The 20,134-nt window shown below is 58.0% G+C and carries 17 protein-coding genes; 13 read left to right on the top strand and 4 right to left on the bottom strand.

The window, feature by feature from the left end; all coding sequences use genetic code 11:
* Positions 1-260: 260 nt before the first annotated feature.
* Positions 261-638, top strand: a complete 378-nt coding sequence (locus AC2FIS_RS01865; RefSeq protein ID WP_496771765.1) for a VOC family protein — start codon at positions 261-263, stop codon at positions 636-638.
* 53 nt (positions 639-691) lie between these two features.
* On the opposite strand, the gene pyrH is transcribed toward AC2FIS_RS01865, so the two are convergent.
* A complete protein-coding gene (gene pyrH, locus AC2FIS_RS01860; RefSeq protein ID WP_058273777.1) occupies positions 692-1,444 on the bottom strand; it encodes a UMP kinase in 753 nt (250 codons plus the stop codon).
* Positions 1,445-1,541: 97 nt separating this feature from the next.
* Between pyrH and miaA the strand changes: the two genes are divergently transcribed.
* The 5 genes from miaA (at position 1,542) to AC2FIS_RS01835 (ending at position 9,270) form a co-directional block, all read left to right on the top strand.
* The gene (gene miaA / locus AC2FIS_RS01855) at positions 1,542-2,435 is read left to right on the top strand and encodes a tRNA (adenosine(37)-N6)-dimethylallyltransferase MiaA (protein WP_496771764.1); all 894 of its coding nucleotides are present in this window, start codon (positions 1,542-1,544) and stop codon (positions 2,433-2,435) included.
* Positions 2,436-2,762: 327 nt separating this feature from the next.
* A complete protein-coding gene (locus AC2FIS_RS01850; RefSeq protein ID WP_496771763.1) occupies positions 2,763-4,433 on the top strand; it encodes an ABC transporter substrate-binding protein in 1,671 nt (556 codons plus the stop codon).
* A gap of 135 nt (positions 4,434-4,568) precedes the next feature.
* Positions 4,569-5,615: an ABC transporter permease gene (locus AC2FIS_RS01845; protein WP_058274233.1), complete on the top strand. Its 1,047-nt coding sequence runs from the start codon at positions 4,569-4,571 to the stop codon at positions 5,613-5,615.
* Between the two features lie 12 nt (positions 5,616-5,627).
* The gene (locus tag AC2FIS_RS01840; RefSeq protein ID WP_496771762.1) at positions 5,628-7,091 is read left to right on the top strand and encodes an ABC transporter permease; all 1,464 of its coding nucleotides are present in this window, start codon (positions 5,628-5,630) and stop codon (positions 7,089-7,091) included.
* Between the two features lie 91 nt (positions 7,092-7,182).
* A complete protein-coding gene (locus AC2FIS_RS01835; protein ID WP_496771761.1) occupies positions 7,183-9,270 on the top strand; it encodes a dipeptide ABC transporter ATP-binding protein in 2,088 nt (695 codons plus the stop codon).
* Between the two features lie 62 nt (positions 9,271-9,332).
* Here AC2FIS_RS01835 and AC2FIS_RS01830 read toward each other — a convergent pair whose 3' ends face one another.
* On the bottom strand, positions 9,333-9,914 hold the full coding sequence (locus tag AC2FIS_RS01830; protein WP_496771760.1) for a lytic transglycosylase domain-containing protein: 582 nt from the start codon (positions 9,912-9,914) through the stop codon (positions 9,333-9,335).
* Between the two features lie 207 nt (positions 9,915-10,121).
* Here AC2FIS_RS01830 and ssb point away from each other — a divergent pair, with 207 nt between their 5' ends.
* Both ssb and AC2FIS_RS01820 read left to right on the top strand, forming a co-directional pair.
* On the top strand, positions 10,122-10,634 hold the full coding sequence (ssb, locus tag AC2FIS_RS01825) for a single-stranded DNA-binding protein (RefSeq protein ID WP_496771759.1): 513 nt from the start codon (positions 10,122-10,124) through the stop codon (positions 10,632-10,634).
* A gap of 18 nt (positions 10,635-10,652) precedes the next feature.
* Positions 10,653-11,723 (top strand): site-2 protease family protein, encoded by a 1,071-nt coding sequence (locus AC2FIS_RS01820; protein ID WP_496771758.1) that lies wholly within the window; start codon positions 10,653-10,655, stop codon positions 11,721-11,723.
* Here AC2FIS_RS01820 and aroB read toward each other — a convergent pair whose 3' ends face one another.
* Positions 11,724-12,836 carry a 3-dehydroquinate synthase gene (gene aroB, locus AC2FIS_RS01815; RefSeq protein WP_108858807.1) on the bottom strand — a complete coding sequence of 371 codons (1,113 nt, stop codon included), beginning with the start codon at positions 12,834-12,836 and terminating at the stop codon, positions 11,724-11,726. It abuts the gene before it with no gap.
* Positions 12,837-13,424, bottom strand: coding sequence for a shikimate kinase (locus AC2FIS_RS01810; RefSeq protein WP_496771757.1), 588 nt, complete (start codon positions 13,422-13,424; stop codon positions 12,837-12,839).
* 79 nt (positions 13,425-13,503) lie between these two features.
* On the opposite strand from AC2FIS_RS01810, the gene AC2FIS_RS01805 reads away from it, so the two are divergent.
* The 5 genes from AC2FIS_RS01805 (at position 13,504) to AC2FIS_RS01785 (ending at position 20,117) form a co-directional block, all read left to right on the top strand.
* Positions 13,504-13,653: a hypothetical protein gene (locus AC2FIS_RS01805; protein ID WP_170557697.1), complete on the top strand. Its 150-nt coding sequence runs from the start codon at positions 13,504-13,506 to the stop codon at positions 13,651-13,653.
* A complete protein-coding gene (locus AC2FIS_RS01800; RefSeq protein WP_496771756.1) occupies positions 13,643-15,166 on the top strand; it encodes a hypothetical protein in 1,524 nt (507 codons plus the stop codon). The genes AC2FIS_RS01805 and AC2FIS_RS01800 overlap by 11 nt, the downstream gene beginning before the upstream one ends.
* A 2-nt stretch (positions 15,167-15,168) precedes the next feature.
* Positions 15,169-16,122: a site-specific tyrosine recombinase XerD gene (locus tag AC2FIS_RS01795; RefSeq protein WP_496771755.1), complete on the top strand. Its 954-nt coding sequence runs from the start codon at positions 15,169-15,171 to the stop codon at positions 16,120-16,122.
* Positions 16,123-16,185: 63 nt separating this feature from the next.
* Positions 16,186-17,496, top strand: coding sequence for an HlyC/CorC family transporter (locus AC2FIS_RS01790; RefSeq protein WP_113788952.1), 1,311 nt, complete (start codon positions 16,186-16,188; stop codon positions 17,494-17,496).
* A 203-nt stretch (positions 17,497-17,699) separates the two neighbouring features.
* Positions 17,700-20,117: a GcvT family protein gene (locus AC2FIS_RS01785; protein ID WP_496771754.1), complete on the top strand. Its 2,418-nt coding sequence runs from the start codon at positions 17,700-17,702 to the stop codon at positions 20,115-20,117.
* The last annotated feature ends 17 nt before the right edge of the window (positions 20,118-20,134 follow it).

Raw genomic sequence — 20,134 nt, 5'->3', positions numbered from 1 at the left:
TGGTCATTGTCCACGTCCTGATTGTCGGTCCTTTCATGATCCCGGACCGCTCCGAAAACATGGCAGGTCTTCCAGCCAAGCCGCGATCCAGTCACAAGTTCATGGTTCGGCGGCAGCCCCAGGGACAGATATCCTCCTGCTCCTGTGACGGGCTCAGATAACCTGACCATCGCAACTCGGTCAAGCGTCGCCGCTGGTGTCGGAATCTGTCATCAGGATTTGGCACAGTGCCCACATTCAAACGACTGTGAGGGACGAACATGAGTTACAAACCCAAGGACTTTCTTGTGTGGGGCGAATTGCCCGTACAGGACATGGAAAAGGCCATCGCCTTTTATGCGAAAGTGACCGGCGCAACGCTCGAGCTTGACCCGAATGCCCCAAACCCCATGGCTGTTTTCAAACCCGCCGATTCCGCCACCGGTGTCGCGCTGCACCTGTATCCCGGCAAACCTGCGCAACAAGGTCACGGCCCAACATTGCATCTGGCTGCAGATGGCGCCCTGGAGGACGTAATGAAGCGGGTAGAAACAGCAGGTGGAAAAGTCATTTCCGACCCGATCCAAATACCGGCCGGTCGGTTCTTCTATGCGACGGATCCCGATGGCAACTCCGTGGGCTTCTTTGAAGGCACCTAAGCAAAAAGGCCGGGCAACCTGGCCCGGCCTGATCCGGAACGTTGAGGCCAGCGTTAACCCTGAACTTTGGTGTAAGTCCCTTCGCCCGCCAGAATGCCGCGGAACCCGCCCGGTTCATCCAGTCCAAAGACAATCAGCGGCAGATTGTTGTCGCGCGCCAGCGCGATGGCCGACGCGTCCATGACCCGCAGGCGTTTGGCCAGAACATCGTCATAGCTGACGGTGTCATACCGCACGGCATCCGCGTGTTCCTTGGGGTCCTTATCATAAACACCATCGACGCCATTTTTACCCATGAAGATCGCCTGACATGCCATTTCGTTGGCCCGAAGGGTCGCGGCGGTGTCGGTGGTAAAATACGGGTTGCCGGTTCCGGCGGCAAAGATACAGACCCGCTTTTTCTCAAGGTGGCGCACGGCGCGACGGCGAATGTAGGGCTCGCAAACCTCATCCATGCGGATGGCCGAGATGACCCGCGTGAACACCCCGATCTCTTCCAACGCGGACTGCATCCCCAGCGCGTTCATGACCGTTGCCAGCATGCCCATGTAATCAGCCGTGGTCCGTTCCATCCCCTGTGCCGACCCGCTGAGACCGCGGAAGATATTGCCGCCACCGATCACCATGCAGATCTCGACGCCCAGATCGTGCACCGATTTGATCTCTTGCGCGATGCGCTGAACTGTGGGCGGATGCAGGCCGAACCCCTGATCACCCATAAGCGCCTCGCCCGAGATTTTCAGCATTACGCGATCATACCTTGCCTTTGTGGTTTCGGCGGTGTCGGTGGTCGGGGAAATGGTCATGTTGCGCTCCGGGCTGGCACGGGTTTATTTTCAAGCGCAAAATGAAGCAAAACCGCCGCAGGTTCAATGCGATTGGTAAGGAATGAGGCAGTCCGAGATGACCGAACCCGCAAGATCGCAGATATTGGACCGCTTGCCCCCCATTCCTGATGGGAAACCTGTTCTGATTGCCGGTCCAACTGCGTCTGGAAAGTCCGCCCTTGCCCTGTTGATCGCCGAGCAGTTCGGCGGCGTCATCGTGAACGCCGATGCCAGCCAGGTCTACGATTGCTGGCGCGTGATTTCCGCCCGCCCGTCTGCTGAAGAGGAAGCCCGCGCGCCACATCTGCTGTATGGCCATATCTCATATGATCAGGACTACTCCACCGGCCATTGGTTGCGCGAGGTGAAACCGCTGCTGACCGGCGGCGCACGCCCCATCATTGTAGGGGGCACGGGCCTATATTTTTCTGCGCTGACAGAAGGTATGGCCGATATTCCACCGACACCGTCCGAAATCCGGGCCGAGGCGGACAGCCTGACCTTGCAGACTCTGATCTCGGGTGTGGATGCGCAGACACTGGTCCGGATCGACACACAAAACCGCGCCCGTGTTCAGCGGGCATGGGAAGTGTACAAAGCCACTGGTCGAAACCTCAGTGACTGGCAAGACGCAACACCGCCCCCAGTTCTGGACTTGAAGAACACAGTGCCCATCGTTTTTGACGTAGATAAACAATGGCTTTTGGATCGCATCACGCGCCGCTTTGATCTGATGTTGGACACTGGCGCATTGACCGAGGTTGAAAGAATGCAGGACCGCTATGATCCGTCGCTTCCGGCATTAAAGGCCATCGGAGTGCCCGAGTTGATGGCCTATATCGACGGCACCATGACGTTGGATGAAGCCCGCGAACGGGCCACGATTTCGACCCGCCAATTTGCCAAACGACAGCGCACCTGGTTTCGCGCCCGCATGAAAAGCTGGAATCGGATTGATTTATCAAAGTGATACCTTCCGCGATTGAAGTCGCTGCCATCGCTACTACCGGTGCAATTAACTCGCGGCGAATCCGCAGTCTCGAAACTAAGTTTGCTGGAGGATTCTCTTGGGGCTGACAAAGCTGACAACGGTAAACTCGGCCCGCCGATGTCGTTTTTGTATCATTAATGACGATTTCGAACATTGACCTCACCCAAATTCTGGTGCCGAATGTCGGCCATGGGGATGTCCAGAATCCGAGATCAGAATATCCAAGAACCTGCCGTCCGGAGCATTCCGGCCTGAGCGGTTCGACACTTCATCCAAAAAAATACTGACTCACAGGGAGTAACGTTAATGAATAATCAGACAATGACCGGAGCACCGACGCACTGGGCGGCAGAAATGCACGCACAGGAATATCGGGACGGCAAACTGAACCGGCGCGAGTTTTTGACCCGCACCACTGGTCTTGGGGTCACCGCCGCCGCAGCCTATGGCATGATCGGACTGGCCGCCCCGGCGCGCGCGGCCGGCGAAGATGCCAAGAAAGAAGGCGGCACACTGCGCGTTCAGCAGGAAGTGCGCGCCCTGAAGGACCCACGCACCTATGACTGGTCGCAGATCGCGAATGTCACCCGCGGCACGCTGGAGTATCTGGTCGAGTACAACTCGGACGGTACGTTCCGCGGCATGTTGCTGGAGGGCTGGGAAGTCAACGATGACGCAACCGTTTACACTCTGAAAGTCCGCCCGGGCGTCAAATGGAACAACGGTGACGACTTCACCGCCGAGGACGTGGCCCGCAACATCGGGCGCTGGTGTGACAAGAGCTCGGAAACCAACTCGATGGCGGGTCGCTTTGCGACACTGATCGATCCGGAATCCGGTCAGGCCATTGACGGCGCAATCGAAGTTGTCGATGCCAACACCGTCAAACTGAACCTGCCAGCCTCTGATATCTCGCTGATCGCGGGCATGGCAGATTATCCGGCAGCTATTGTACACAGCTCGTTCAGTGAAACCGATCTGCTCAACAATGTGGGCACCGGTGCATATCTGGTGCAGGAATTGGAAGTCGGCGTGAAAGCCACCCTCGTTCGCAACGAGGACCACACCTGGTGGGGCGAAGAAATCTTTGGTCGCCCGGCGCTGGACAGCATCGTCTACATTGACTACGGCACCGACCCGTCCGCATGGCTGGCCGCGCTGGAATCCGACGAAGTCGACATGCTGTATGAATCGGTTGGTGAATTCATCGACGTGATGGACAGCCTCGGCTATGTGAAGTCCGAAGTTGTGACCATGAACACCATCGTCGTCCGCCCGAACCAGTTGGCTGAAATTGACGGTAAGAAACCTTACGAAGATAAGCGTGTGCGTCAGGCTCTGCAAATGGCGGTTGATAACTCGATCTGTCTGGAGCTGGGTTACGGCGGTCGCGGTTCGCCTGCGGAAAACCACCATGTTGGTCCAATCCACCCGGACTATTACGAACTGCCGCCGCAGAAGGTTGACCCAGAAGGCGCGCGGGCGCTGATGGAAGAAGCCGGAATGATCGATTTCGAGCACGAGCTGATCTCGATCGACGACGACTGGCGCCGGAACACCACCGACGCGGTTGCAGCGCAGCTGCGTGACGCGGGTATCAAGGTCAAGCGGACCGTTCTGCCGGGCAACACGTTCTGGAACGACTGGGCGAAATACCCCTACAGCTCGACCAACTGGAACCACCGTCCACTGGGCGTGCAAATCTGGGCTCTGGCCTATCGTACCGGTGAAGCCTGGAACGAATTCGGCTGGGCAAATGCCGAGTTTGACGCGCTTCTGACCGAAGCGCTGGCCATCGCGGATGCCGACAAGCGCCGTGAAGTGGTCGCCAAGGGCGAGGCGATGATCCAGGAAGAAGGCGTCACCATTCAGCCTTACTGGCGTTCGCTGTATCGCCACATGAAGGACGGTCTTGTCGGCACCGACATGCACGTGTCCTTCGAGCACCACCACTATAAGTGGGGTTGGGCGGCCTAAAACCTGCCAGACGTTAATGGGGGCGCCTGAACAGGGCGCCCCTTTCCAGCCGCAGACAGGCCGACACGGGGTCGGATGTCCGAGGCCAGACAATGGTCCAATGATCTGCGGAACACCCGAACAACAGGGGCCATCATGGGACTATTCATCCTCCGACGGTTCGGCGTCATGCTTCTTACTGCATTGTGCCTGACTTTCGTGGTCTTCTTTCTGACCAACCTCTACCCGAACCTGGAAAAGCTTGCGAAAACGCAGGGCAACCAGCGGATGTCCGACGAACAGGTTGAGACCTGGTTGGACAATCGCGGCTATCTGCAACCGACGCTAGTCAAATACGGTCAATGGCTGGGGGTTTTGCCAGGCTATACCAAGACACTTGATGACGGCACGTTCCTTGGAACGTGTACCCGACCCGGGTCAACCGAGGAAACGACCTCCAGGTATTGCGGTGTTTTGCAGGGCGACTGGGGCTATTCCAGCGTGTTCAAAGATGAGGTCGGCACTATTGTTGGCAAACGCCTGGGCAACACCGGCTATCTGATGTTTTGGGTTTTGGTCCTGATGGTGCCATCCGCGCTACTGGTCGGAGTATTGGCCGGGATGCGCGAAGGATCAGCGCTCGACCGGTCCCTCTCTACCTTCTCGATCATTACGACGGCGACGCCAGAATACGTATCAGGCGTGATCTTCATCGCGATCTTCACCTCGTCCACCGTGGGTCTGAAATGGTTCAAGGGCACTGCGACGCAGGCGATGGACAATCCGACCTTTGAGAACTTCTTTCTGCCGGTTCTGACCATTGCGCTTTACGGGATGGGCTATATCGCCCGGATGACCCGCGCTTCGATGACCGAAGTGATGACCGCACAGTATATCCGTACCGCGCGTCTCAAGGGTGTTTCATTTGGCAACATCGTTATGAAGCACGCGCTGCGCAACGCTCTGATCGCCCCCTTTACCGTCATCATGCTGCAGTTCCCATGGCTGCTGAATGGCGTGGTGATTGTTGAGACCCTGTTTAACTACAAGGGTTTCGGCTGGGCACTGGTGCAGGCGGCGGGCAACAACGACATTCAGCTCTTGCTGGCGATTTCGGTCGTGTCGGTCTTTGTGGTGCTGGTGACGCAGCTGATATCCGATATCGGCTATGTCTACCTCAACCCGCGCATCCGTATTTCGTAAGGGAGATAGATCATGGAACCTCTTAGCTGGACCGGCTCTATCGCCATTCTAAACCCTATCCTGATGATCGCGCTGGCTGCGTTGGTCGTATCAATCGTCGTCTGGATCATCGGCAGCATCGTCCTACCCGAAGCCCCGTTGAGCTTGAATGCGGACGGCACGCTCAGCTCAGGCACAGGACTGCGGGGATTGACCCAATCAGCCTTGAGATACAGCTTTTTCGCCTGTGTCGTCCTTGCGCTGGCGTATATCGTGATTGGCATCCTCATGGGTACAAGTGCCGGGATCGTCGGCGCGATCTCACAGCAATTTCTGCCTGTGTGGTTGTCGCTGATCATCCTGTTCGCAATGTCGATCGCCTTCAAACGACGCCTCGGGTTATACGGCAAACTGTTCGACAGCCCCATCGGCATGATCGGCTTCGGTCTTGTGATGTTCTGGGTCTTCACCGGTATCTTCGGTGCGCTGGATCTGATCATCACACATGATCCGCTGAGTCAGGTCTCTGGCATGAAGAACAAAGTGCCCGGAACGCCCCTGCAAAATCCTGAAGACGGCGAGTATGCCTGGTACCTTCTGGGCGGTGACAACCTTGCCCGCGACGTCTTTAGCCGCATGGTCAAAGGCGCGTGGATCGTGGTGCAGATCGCCCCGCTGGCGACTATGTTCGCGTTTATGGTCGGGATTACTCTGGGCCTACCGGCAGGGTACTACGGCGGACGTCTGGACACGTTCCTGTCCTTCCTTGCCAACCTGATCCTGGCTTTCCCAGTCATCCTGCTGTTCTACCTGCTGGTCACACCGGAAATCGTGGCGACAGGCGTGCCGAACTATATGGCAGCCGTTCTGTTCGTATTCCCGATCCTGTTCATAGGCGTTCTGCTGAACTCGCGGTATTACACCCGCCCGAATTTCCGTACTCCGCTGTTGATCGGGGTTCTGGGTATCGCGCTGTGGCTGTATCTGTCGCTGATTTCCACCGATGGCTATATCATTAACACCGATGATTACAGCATTTGGGGTCTGCCGACCTATCTGGACCTGTTCGATATCCCCGGCGGTATCCTCGTGGTGTTTGTTTCGGTGGTCTTCGTGAACTCGCCCACGGTTTTCCGCATCGTGCGCGGTCTCGCGCTGGACATCAAAACGCGAGACTACGTGGCGGCGGCGCAAACACGTGGCGAAGGTCCGTGGTACATCATGCTGTGGGAAATCCTGCCCAATGCACGTGGCCCGCTGATCGTCGATTTCTGTCTGCGCATCGGCTATACCACAATCCTGTTGGGAACCTTGGGTTTCTTCGGATTGGGACTGCCGCCGGAAAGCCCGGATTGGGGCTCTACGATCAACGAAGGGCGCAAGCTGTTGTCGATCTATCTGCACCCTGCCCTTCCGCCTGCCTTTGCCTTGCTGTCGCTGGTTCTTGGTCTGAACCTGCTGGCAGATGGCCTGCGCGAAGAAAGCCTGAAGGACTGATGTGAGAGCGACCGGGGGCTTTGCCCCCGGACCCCCAGGATATTTTTAGCCAGATGAAGGGGATCCCCGGACTCTCGCGAGGAGATACAAGATGAACAAATTGGCGGAATATGACGGCCCAATTCTTGAGATCGACAAACTTTCGATTTCTTTCTTCACCCGCCTTCGGGAAATACCCGCCGTGATGGATTTTTCAGTCAGCGTACAGCCCGGCGAGGCTGTTGGACTGGTAGGGGAATCCGGTTGCGGCAAATCCACTGTTGCGCTTGGGGTCATGCAGGACCTCGGCAAGAACGGACGGGTTGTCGGCGGTACGATCAAGTTCAAAGGGCGCGATTTGGCCGAAATAAGCGCGGACGAACTGCGGGATATCCGTGGCAATGAGATCGCGATGATCTATCAGGAGCCGATGGCCAGCCTGAACCCGGCGATGAAGATCGGAAAGCAATTGATGGAAGTGCCGATGATCCACGAGGGAGTCGGCAAGGAAGAAGCCTATGCCCGTGCATTGGAAGTGGTAACGGACGTACGCCTGCCCGACCCCGAGCGAATGCTGAATTCGTTCCCCCACCAACTGTCAGGGGGGCAGCAGCAGCGTATCGTGATCGCAATGGCGCTGATGTCGAAACCGGCGCTGCTGATTCTGGATGAACCGACTACCGCACTGGATGTGACGGTTGAGGCCGCCGTAGTCGAGTTGGTCAGGGATTTGGGTAAGAAATACGGCACCTCGATGCTGTTCATCTCGCACAACCTTGGTCTGGTTCTGGAAACCTGTGACCGGCTTTGCGTGATGTATTCGGGTGAGGCAGTCGAGCGCGGCTCGATCCATGATGTGTTCGACGAGATGCAGCACCCCTATACGCAGGCGCTGTTCCGTTCGATCCCGTTGCCGGGGGCAGACAAGAACGCCCGCCCACTGGTGGCCATTCCCGGGAATTTCCCCCTGCCCCACGAGCGCCCGTCAGGCTGTAACTTTGGCCCGCGCTGCGACTATTTCGAGGAAGGTCGCTGCGACGCGCAAAACATTCTGATGGAGCCTGTGCCCGGCAATGACCGCCACCACACACGCTGTTTGAAGTTCAACGAGATTGACTGGAACGCCCCAATCACTTTGGCGGACAAGAAGGAAAAAGGCGAAATCGGCCGCGTTGTCCTGAAAATGGACAACCTCAAGAAATACTATGAGGTGGCTGCCAATGCGTTGTTCGGGGGCGGTGAAAAGAAGGTAGTCAAAGCCAACGAAACGCTGAGCTTTGAGGCACATGAGTCTGAGACGCTGGCGATTGTGGGCGAATCCGGGTGCGGTAAATCCACCTTTGCCAAGGTTTTGATGGGGCTTGAAACGGCCACAGATGGGCAAATCCTGCTGGACAACCGCAACATCGAAGATGTGCCGATCGAAGAGCGGGATGCCAAAACCGTGGGCGAAGTTCAAATGGTGTTCCAGAACCCGTTTGACACTCTGAACCCCTCGATGACCGTTGGGCGGCAGATCATCCGCGCGTTGGAAATTTTTGGCATCGGTAATTCCGAGGCTGAGCGAAAACAGCGCATGCTTGAATTGTTGGACCTGGTGAAGCTGCCGCGCGCCTTTGCCGATCGGATGCCGCGTCAGTTGTCCGGTGGGCAGAAACAGCGCGTCGGTATCGCGCGCGCCTTTGCCGGAGATGCTCGGATCGTTGTTGCGGACGAGCCTGTGTCGGCTTTGGATGTGTCTGTACAGGCGGCGGTGACCGACCTGTTGATGGAGATACAGCGCGAACACAAGACAACCTTGCTGTTCATCAGTCACGACCTGTCGATTGTGCGCTATCTCAGCGACCGGGTGATGGTGATGTATCTGGGCCATGTGGTCGAGCTGGGGACCACCGATCAGGTGTTCTCGCCGCCCTATCACCCCTATACCGAGGCCCTGCTGAGCGCTGTTCCCATCGCGGATACGTCGGTTGAAAAAGCGCATATCGTTCTTGATGGTGATATCCCCTCGGCCATGAACCCACCCCCGGGGTGCCCTTTCCAGACGCGCTGTCGCTGGAAATCCGAAGTGCCGGGCGGGCTGTGCGAGAAAGATGTGCCGCCGGTAAAAACCCTGGCGGACGGACACCAGGTCAAATGCCATCTGTCCGAAGAAGTTTTGGCTCGCATGGAGCCGGTCATCAAAATCGCGGCCGAGTAACAGCCCAAACGCAAAGAGCCGGCCACAGCGCCGGTTCTTTTCTGACTTGGGTTGGTAGTTTTTCAGCCGCCCCAGATTACTTTCACATAGTTCTGGGTTTCTTTGTAAGGTGGCACGCCACCGTGCTTTTCCACGGCTTTCGGACCGGCGTTATAAGCCGCCAGCGCCAGCCGCCAGGATTTGAACTTGCGATACTGCCACGACAAATAACGGGCCCCGCCTTCCAGATTTTGCTTCGGATCATGCGGGTTCACACCCAAAAGACGCGCGGTTCCAGGCATCAGCTGCGCCAAACCCAGTGCCCCTTTGTGAGACACCGCGTGCGGGTTCCATCCGCTTTCCTGTTGCACCAGTCGCAAGAACAACTCTTCCGGGACACTGTGTTTCCGGGCTGCTTGCCGGGCCAGCGCCAGGTATTGGCCGCGATATTTACCATTATATCGCTTGATGACTTGAGTTGGCTGCGCTGTTTTTGGCTTCAGCCGTTCAGAGCCGCGGTACTGGGTGGCAGCGCGTGAGTCTAAAATCTTGGATTGTTTGAGGAAAATATCCTTACGGTTTTTGGTGGACAGGGTTTCTGCCGCAGCCGGAAGCGAAACCAGCGCAAGGCACAGAACAGAAAAACAACCAACTAGAAAACGCATTTATGCCAATCCCGCTCGCTCTCGAACCCTAACGAGTATAGGTATTTCAGGCAAAAATGAAAGCATGGTAAATAGAACCTTCGGGATTTCTTGCCGACCGTTGCACAGATCAACTGTGTTTTAACCACGACGTAGGCCGTATAGGGTCGCCTAGAAACTTTGCGCCAGATTCGGGCGCTCTCGACACAGACAAGAACGGGGAAATATATGGCAGGTTCAGTCAACAAGGTCATTCTTATCGGCAATCTTGGCCGCGATCCTGAAGTTAGGAATTTCCAAAACGGGGGCAAAGTATGCAACCTGCGCATCGCCACATCCGAAACCTGGAAAGACCGCAATACTGGCGAGCGTCGCGAACGCACCGAGTGGCACTCGGTCGCGATATTCAACGAAGGGCTTGTCCGCGTAGCGGAGCAATATCTGCGAAAAGGCTCGAAAGTTTATCTCGAGGGGCAATTGCAGACCCGCAAATGGCAGGATCAATCTGGGCAAGATCGTTATTCGACTGAGGTTGTTCTTCAGGGGTTCAGCTCGACCCTTGTGATGCTGGATGCACGCGGCGAAGGCGGCGGCGGAGGCGGTTATGGCGGCGGACAGTCAGGCAGCTATGGCGGCGGTCAGGCCGGCGGCGGCTATGGCGACCCCTATGGCGGACAGTCCAGCGCCCCTGCCCCGGCCCCTGCATCCGGCGGAATCGACGACGACGAGATTCCGTTCTAAGGCAAACGGAGACGAAACATGACATGGTCCTTCTCACTCGGCCGGGTACTGGGGTCGGAACTGAGGGTCCATGTCACTTTTTTTCTGCTATTGGGCTGGGTCGCCTTTGCGGCTTATTCCAAAGGCGGGGTGCCCGCCGCGATCGACAACCTGATCTTTGTTCTGGCCCTGTTTGCCTGCGTAGTCGCGCACGAGTTCGGCCACGCGCTGATGGCGCGGCGCTACGGCATTAAAACCCCTGACATCACCTTGCTGCCCATCGGCGGGCTCGCCCGGCTCGAACGGATGCCCGAGAAGCCCATGGAGGAAGTCTGGGTCGCTCTGGCCGGGCCGGCGGTAAATATTGTGATCTGGATCGTTTTGATGGCCATGGGGGCCGGAATGACGCTGGACTCCCTAGCCCGGATCGATTCGACCAGTGCCGGACTGTTGAACCGGCTGGCCTATGTGAACTTGCTGCTGGCCGTATTTAACATGATCCCGGCCTTCCCCATGGATGGCGGCCGGGTTTTCCGTGCGCTTTTGTGTCTGAAGATGGACCGGGTAAAAGCCACACGTATCGCCGCCCTTGCGGGTCAGGTCGTGGCGGTGGCGTTTTGTTTTCTCGGTCTGAGCACAGGTAACCCCCTGCTGGTTTTGATCGCCGTCTTCGTGTTCGTCGCTGCCAATGCGGAAAGCCACGATGTGGCCATGCGCTCAGTCGCGCGGCGGGTGCTGGCCCGCGACGCGATGATTACCGAGTTTCACGCCCTATCGCCCACCGACACGCTTGCAACCGCCGCACAGGCCGTCATTCACACCACGCAACACGAATTCCCCGTGTTGGGTCCGAATGGAGACCTGCTGGGCTTTATAGCACGCGGCACGCTGTTCACTGCCATGGCGCAAGAGGCACCTCGGTCAGATCTGGCAACTTCGATCATGGAAACCGAGATCCCGCGCGTTGAATTGACCACCGGCCTGGAAACCGTGCTGGGGAAACTACACAAGGGTGCTCCCGCCGTCGCAGTTTGCACCCAGGCCGGGACAATGGTCGGCTACATCACCCGCGAAAACATCGGTGAACTGATGGTGATCCGCGGACGGTGATCAGATCGTCGCCAATGCGTCTTCAAGCACGGACAACACAGCGTCCCTTGGGGCGTCCGAAGTGACGAACGCCTGCCCGATTCCGCGCGCCAGTATAAACCGCAACTGACCGTCGATGACCTTTTTGTCCTGCGCCATGAGATCAACCAGTGCCCCGGCACCCGGCAGATCTCCTGGAATGTCGGCCAGATCGGTTTTCATTCCCATTGCACGTAGGTGCGCCCGAACACGGCTCGGTTCCTCCTGTGAGCACAGCCCAAGACGAGAGGACAGCTCAAACGCCAGTGCACAGCCGATAGCGACACCCTCGCCGTGCAACAGGCGATCAGAATAGCCGGTGGCCGCTTCAAGCGCGTGACAGAAAGTGTGCCCAAGGTTCAGCAGCGCACGGTCGCCTTGCTCAGTCTCGTCGCGGGCGACGATGTCGGCCTTCATCTGAACCGAGCGTGTCACCGCCCGCACGCGCGCGGCCATATCGCCACCCGAAACGTCGGGACCGTTTCTTTCGAGCCATTCAAAGAACTCTGCATCGCCCAGCAGGCCGTACTTGACCACCTCGCCATAGCCCGACAGGAAATCCCGTTGGGTCATGGTGCCCAGAACCGAGGTGTCCGCCAGAACCAGAGAAGGCTGATGGAATGCCCCAATCAGGTTTTTGCCCTGTGGAGCGTTGATGCCGGTTTTTCCGCCAACAGAACTGTCCACCTGTGCCAGCAACGAGGTCGGTATCTGGACGAAACGGACTCCGCGCCGCAAAACGGCCGCAGCAAATCCCGCAAGATCACCGATGACCCCGCCACCCAAGGCGATCACCACATCGCGGCGTTCTACCTTTTCCGACAAAAGCCATTCAACCGCGCGCTCGAAATGCGGCCAGCTTTTGGTGGCTTCTCCTGCAGGCAAGGCCAGCGAGGTCATCTCGATACCAGCTGTTGCCAGACCATCCCGCAACGCATTCAGGTGCAACCTGGCCACGTTCTCATCCGTCAGAACAGCGACCTTGGGCCGATGTAGCAAGGGCGCAATCATCGTGCCGGATTGCACCAGCAGATCAGGCCCGATTTCCACGTCATACGAGCGTTCGCCCAGCTCTACATGTACGGTTTGGTGCATTTACTTCCGTTCCAATACGTCGGGGCGCGTCAACATCGACTCCACCACCCGGTCCACCATATTTTCAATCGAGGTTTCGCCATCGGACTCAACCGTCAGACCTGCCTGCGCATAAACCGGGACGCGGGCCTCATACAAGGCGCGCAAGGTCGCATAAGGGTCGGCCGTGCGTAGCAAAGGCCGCGTGTCCTTGTGTTTGACCCTGTTCCACAACACCTTCAAATCAGCCCGCAGCCAGACCGAGACCCCGCGTTCGGTGATCATCTGGCGATTCAGCTCAGACAGAAACGCGCCGCCGCCAGTGGACAGGATGCCTTTTTCCTCGTCTAGAAGACGCCCGATGACCTGACTTTCCTTGGCACGAAAGAACGGCTCACCATCACGCTCGAAAATCTCGGGGATGGTCATATTGGCCGCCGATTCGATCTCGGCGTCGCTGTCGAGGAAGGGAACACCCAGCCTTGCGGCCAAAGCACGGCCCACAGCCGTCTTTCCGGCCCCCATCATGCCAACAAGAACGACGGTTTTGTGCAGTTCAAAGACCGCGTCAGTACCTTCTGTGTGGGCGTTATGCTTAATTTCGCTCATTTCAACGTGAATGACGTGATCTTACGAAAAATGCCAGCTATAACTATGGCAAAAGACAAAATTGGGGCAGCGTTGAGCAATGGGCCGTCTGATCAAGTTCCTGATATATATTGTTTGCCTGTGTTTTGTCGGGCTAGTGGGATATGCGTATTTGGGTCCGATATTCGGGGTGGATTTCTCGGCCCCGCAAGACGAGATCCGAGAGCCGGTAATCCTGAATGTTGAATAAAGCCGCACTGGCTGCCTTATTGCTGGCTGGATCAGCGCAGGCGCAACAGGCTCCTCTTTCCGTCATCGATTGGCTGACGGACCCTCCGGAAAACCTGCCAGGGACTGTCCTGTTGGAACCACCGGTCACGGAAACGGGCATTCAGCCGGATATCCAAGTCTCTCCGCTTGAGGCGCTGTCACAGCCGTTGGGGCTTGTGTCGTCGTCGGTGACTGGCCTGCCGGTGCATCTTTGGCAGAATAGTGATGCCGACCGGCTGGCCGAGCTGATCACCGATGTGCCGGTTCGCTATAATCCCGCGATGCAACGGTTGTTGTTCACGTTGATCCTGTCCGAGGCCCGTGCGCCTGCCGGTTCCGGCGCCGAGGAAACGCTGCTGTTGGCCCGCATAGACCGATTGATGCAGCTTGGCGCAGCCGACCCGGCGCAATCGCTGGTCCAATTGGCCGGTCCGACGGACACACGCGAAAGGTTCCAGCGCTGGTTTGACGCCACCCTGCTCACCGGGGACGAGGATCGCAGCTGTACATCGCTGATAGCGAAGCCACACCTGTCGCAGGACTACGCCGCACAGATTTTCTGCAAGGCCCGACGCGGAGACTGGCCATCAGCCGCCCTAACGCTGGAAGCGGCGCACGCATTGCAGATATTGCCACCAGATGAGCTGGATGTGCTGGATCGTTTCCTCAGCCCCGAGTTGTTCGAAGACGCCGAATACCTGCCACAGCCTGACGATCCCAGCCCGCTGACCTTTCGCTTGTTTGAGGCGATCGGAGAACGTCTGCCTTCGGCCCCTCTGCCCCGTGCCTTTGCGAATGCCGACCTGCGGGACGTGGCCGGGTGGAAGGCGCAGATCGAAGCGGCCGAGCGGCTGACCCGCATCGGCGCGCTGACCCCCAACCAGTTGCTGGGGCTGTATACCGAGCGCTCTCCGGCCGCGTCCGGCGCAGTTTGGGACAGGGTCTCGTCCGTGCAACGGTTCGAGTCTGCGCTGGATTCGCGCGATCCCGAGAAAATCGCCCGGGCTTTAAATACCGTGTGGACGCAAATGCGCCTGATCGGATTAGAGGTGCCCTTTGCAGAATTGTTTGCAGAACGCCTGTCGAAGATCGAACTGACGGACCCGTCAGCGGAACAGCTGCGCTGGCGTATCCTGTTGTTGTCCGAACTGTATGAAACAGCGGCCCTTTCTGTGCCCGGTCAATCCGACGAAAGTCACTTTCTGGCGGCGTTAGCGCAGGGCGATCCGGGGCGCGCGCGCTCTCCTTCGCCTCTGGCGGATGCGGTTGCGCAAGGGTTTGCATGGGCTGCTCCGGTCCCGTCGAATATCGAAACGATGCTGAACAATGATCAGCTAGGTGAAGCGATCTTGGAGACCATGCAGCGGTTCGCACACGGGGCACGCGGCAACCTTGTCGACCTGACAGCAGCCATTGCGACTCTGCGCCGTGTGGGTCTTGAGGACACCGCCCGTCGCGCCGCGCTGAACTTGCTGATCTTGCAGGGCAGTTGATCGTGGCCGCCCCAGCGACTCAGGACTTGTGGATTTCCACCTTTTTGCAAGCTCAGGCCGCCGAATTGGGGGCCGCGACCAATACGCTGCTGGCCTATGGCCGCGATCTGAAAGAATTCTCGGCCTGGTTGGAGCGTCGAAAGATAGGTTTTCCTGACACACAAAGGGAACAGATCGAACAATACCTGATAGACTGCGACGCGCAGGGCCTGTCCCGTTCCACGCGCGCTCGTCGGTTGTCCGCGATCAAGCAACTTTTCCGGTTCGCCTTCGAAGAAGGTTGGCTTGAAGCGAACCCCGCCATTCAGATCAAAGGCCCCGGGCGACAAAAACGCCTGCCCAAAACGCTGGATGTCGGCGAAGTCGATCGTTTGCTTGAGGCCGCGCGCCGCACCGGCCGCAAAGATGCAGACCGGGTGCGCAACACCTGCCTGATGGAAGTTCTGTACGCCACGGGAATGCGGGTAACTGAATTGGTTTCGCTGCCGGTCTCTTCCGCCAGAGGTGACCCCCGGATGCTGCTTGTGTTGGGCAAAGGTGGCAAGGAACGGATGGTGCCACTGTCCCCTCCGGCGCGCGATGCGTTGGCGGCGTGGTTGCTTATCAGGGACGAGACCGAGGACAAGCAGGTTGTGGACGGCGTTCAGCGTTCCAAGTTCCTGTTTCCGTCTCGCGGCAAATCCGGCTATCTGACCCGGCACAGGTTTTTTCTGCTGGTCAAGGAACTGGCCGTAGAAGGTGGCGTTTCGCCGGAAAAAGTGACACCACACACCCTGCGCCATGCCTTTGCCACGCATCTTCTGGCCAATGGCGCTGATCTGAGGTCGATCCAGACCCTGCTGGGCCATGCCGACGTGGCGACCACGGAAATCTACACCCATGTCCTGGACGAACGCTTGTCAGAGCTTGTGTTGCAGCATCACCCGCTGGCGAAAGACGGCGATGACGACGGCTAACCCCTTGATCCACAGCATGCGCACCCCCATAACGGATGCAGTATCACGAACAACCAAGGACCGATGGAACCCTCTTCTGCTTCTCTGATCGACGGCGCATTCTGGTTTACCACAGGCGCCATCCTGCTTTTGCTTGTCCTGTCGGGCTTTTTCTCGGGTTCTGAGACGGCATTGACCGCGTCATCGCGCGGAAAACTGCGTGTACAGGCCGACAAGGGTTCACGCGGCGCGCAAAAGGCGCTGGAAATCACGGACGACAACGAACGGCTGATCGGCTCGGTCCTGTTGGGCAACAACCTTGTGAACATCCTTGCCGCGTCGCTGGCGACCGCGTTGTTCACTCGGCTTTTCGGTGAAAGCGGCGTTGCGCTGGCAACGCTTGTAATGACCCTGCTGGTCCTGATCTTTGCCGAGGTTCTTCCCAAGACCTACGCGATCACCAATTCGGAAAAGGCCGCCGCAGCCGTAGCACCGATCATCGGCGTCGTTGTGACGGTGTTTTCACCCATCGTTGCAGCCGTGCGCCTGCTGGTACGCGGTGTTTTGCGCCTGTTTGGCGTCCAGATCGACCCGGACAGCAACATTCTGGCCGTGCGCGAGGAAATCGCCGGAGCATTGCAGCTTGGTCATTCCGAAGGCGTGGTCGAAAAAGAAGACCGCGACCGTATCCTTGGCGCGCTGGATTTGGGCGATCGCACGGTCGAAGAGATCATGTTGCACCGCTCAAATATTGAGATGATCGATGCAGACGCCTCGCCCGAGGCCATCCTTCAGCAATGTCTGAAAAGCAGTCACACCCGCCTGCCCGTGTTTAGGGATGAGCAAGAAAACATCGTGGGTGTCGTGCACGCCAAGGACCTGTTCCGCGCGATGTACGCCCATGCCGGAGGCAGTGAGAACGCCGACAACCGCCTTAAAGAGTTTGACATCCTCAAGGTCGCGAACGACCCCTATTTTGTTCCGGAAACCACCACTCTGGACGATCAGATGCGCGAATTCCTTCGGATGCATAGCCACTTTGCGTTGGTAGTGGATGAATATGGCTCGCTGCGCGGGCTGATCACGCTTGAGGATATCCTCGAAGAAATCGTGGGCGAGATTGCGGATGAGTTCGACATCGACGAAGACGTATCCGTGACCCGAACCGAAGATGGGCAGTTTCTGGTCGAAGGGGCCACCACGATCCGCGACGCCAACCGCGCGATGGATTGGTCCCTGCCCGACGTTGAAGCAAACACCATCGCCGGTCTGGTCATTCACGAAGCGCAGATGATCCCAACCGTCGGTCAGGTATTTTCCTTTCATGGCTTCCGCTTTGAGGTGACAAAACGTCAAGGCAACCGGATCACCGAACTGAAAGTTCGCCCTCTCTGAGGGCAACCACAAAAACTGCAAAAATACACCGGCGTTCTGATCCGAACGCCGGTTTTCTTTTGGAGAACCACCATATCCTTCCTGTTTGGGTTCGCCAGCAGGCGCTAAACCCGGATCGCCTTCCGCGACACTTTCTGTCGCTGAAGCTATTGCAAAGGCAGCTTTCTTATTGAGACTGACGGCATAGGCATCAGGAGACGTGCATGAAACTCACAACCCAAGTTGCAGTCATCGGCGGCGGAGTCGTTGGATGCTCCGTACTCTATCACCTGACCAAGCTGGGGTGGACGGACGTGATGCTGTTGGAACGCTCCGAGCTGACCAGCGGGTCGACCTGGCACGCGGCGGGCGGGTTTCACACCCTGAACGGCGACACCAACATGGCGGCGCTGCAGGGATATACGATCCGGCTGTATAAAGAGCTGGAAGAGATTACCGGCATGTCCTGCGGTCTGCATCATGTGGGCGGAGTGACGCTGGCAGATAATCAGGATCGGTTCGACATGTTGCTGGCGGAACGCGCCAAGCATCGATTCATGGGGTTGGAAACCGAAATCGTTGGCCCGGATGAGATCAAAAAGATCGCTCCGATCACCAACACCGACGGGATCATCGGCGCGCTTTATGATCCGCTGGACGGTCATCTGGATCCGTCCGGGACCACCCATGCCTATGCCAAAGCGGCCCGGATGGGAGGCGCTACGATCGAAACGCACTGCATGGTACGCGAAACCATCCAACGCACCGATGGGACATGGGATGTGGTTACCGACAAGGGTACGATCCATGCCGAACACATCGTCAATGCCGGTGGCCTTTGGGCGCGCGAGGTTGGCGCGATGGCGGGCGTCTATTTCCCCCTACACCCTATGGAACACCAGTATCTTGTGACGGACTCGATCCCTCAGATCGAGGCGATCATCGACGCTGGCGGCGAGCATCCGCATGTGATGGACCCCGCCGGAGAAAGCTATTTGCGGCAGGAAGGGCGCGGGTTGTGTATCGGGTTCTATGAACAGCCCTGCAAACCCTGGGCCGTCGATGGCACACCGTGGGAGTTCGGCCACGAACTGCTGCCCGACGATTATGACAAGATCACGGACAGCATCGAATTTGCCTACAAACGCTTCCCCGTTCTGGCCGAGGCTGGCGTCAAATCGGTGATCCATGGACCGTTTACCTTTGCGCCCGATGGCAACCCGCTCGTCGGGCCGGTGCCGGGCATGCGCAACTACTGGTCCGCCTGTGGCGTGATGGCAGGGTTCAGCCAGGGCGGTGGTGTTGGACTGACGCTGGCGCAATGGATGATCGAAGGTGAGCCCGAACGCGATGTGTTCGCCATGGATGTCGCCCGCTTCGGCGACTGGATCGGGCCTGGCTATACGCGCCCGAAGGTGATCGAGAACTATCAGAAACGCTTTAGTGTCGCCTACCCCAACGAAGAACTGCCGGCCGCGCGTCCAAACCGGACCACCCCGATGTACGACATATTCAGCGATCTGGGCGCGGTTTGGGGTCAGCAATACGGGCTGGAGGTTGCGAATTATTTTGCGCAGGGTGATGAGCCAAGCTATGAAACGCCCTCATTCCGCCGCTCGGATGCATTCGAGGCGACCGGGCGCGAGGTGCGCGCTGTGCGCAATGGTGTCGGCATCAACGAGGTCCACAATTTCGGCAAGTATCGCATCACCGGCCCGGGTGCGCGCGATTGGCTGGACCGCATCATGGCCGGGCGCATCCCAAAGCCGGGGCGGCTTTCGCTGACACCAATGCTGTCGCACAAGGGCAAGCTGATCGGGGATTTCACCGTTTCCTGTCTGGCCGAAACCGAATTCCAACTAACGGCGTCATATGGCAGCCAGGCCTTCCATATGCGGTGGTTCCTGCAGCATCAGGATGACGGCGTTACAATTGAAAACATCAGCGACCGTCTGAACGGTTTTCAGATCGCCGGACCAAAGGCGGCCACGGTTTTGGCCGGCTGTACCCGTACGGACATCTCGGACCTCAGGTTCCTTGATGTTCGCCGCATGACCATTGGCATGACCGACTGCACCGTTCAAAGGGTCAGCTACACGGGCGATTTGGGGTACGAAATCTACTGTGATCCGATGGCCCAACGGCAATTGTGGTGGACTCTTTGGCAGGCCGGTCAGCCCCACGGCATGGTGCCCTTTGGCATGCGCGCGATGATGAGCCTGCGGCTGGACAAGTTCTTTGGCTCGTGGATGCGCGAGTTCTCACCTGATTACACGGCCGCCGAAACCGGATTGGATCGTTTTATCGCATTTTCTAAAAACTCGGACTTTATCGGTCGCGCTGCGGCCGAGCTGGAGCGGTCCGAGGGCACCGCGCGCAAGCTGGTCTCGTTCGAGGTGGATGCTGACGACGCCGACGTAAATGCCTATGAACCGGTCTGGCTGGATGGCGTCGTCGTCGGGTTCTGCACCTCGGGCGGGTATTCCCATTATGCCGACAAGTCCATCGCAATAGGTTTCCTGCCCTCGGATCGCATATGTGAGGGCTTGGAGGTCGAGATTGAGATACTCGGCCAGATGCGCAAGGCGCGCGTGATCTCAACCCCACTGTTCGACGCGGACAGCGCACGTATGCGGGGATGACAAAAGACGGCTATGGC

The organism is Ruegeria sp. CDSB113 (genome assembly GCF_059611045.1).
The sequence above is the reverse complement of the archived record's forward strand: the minus strand, read 5'-3'. Positions and strand labels throughout refer to the sequence as shown.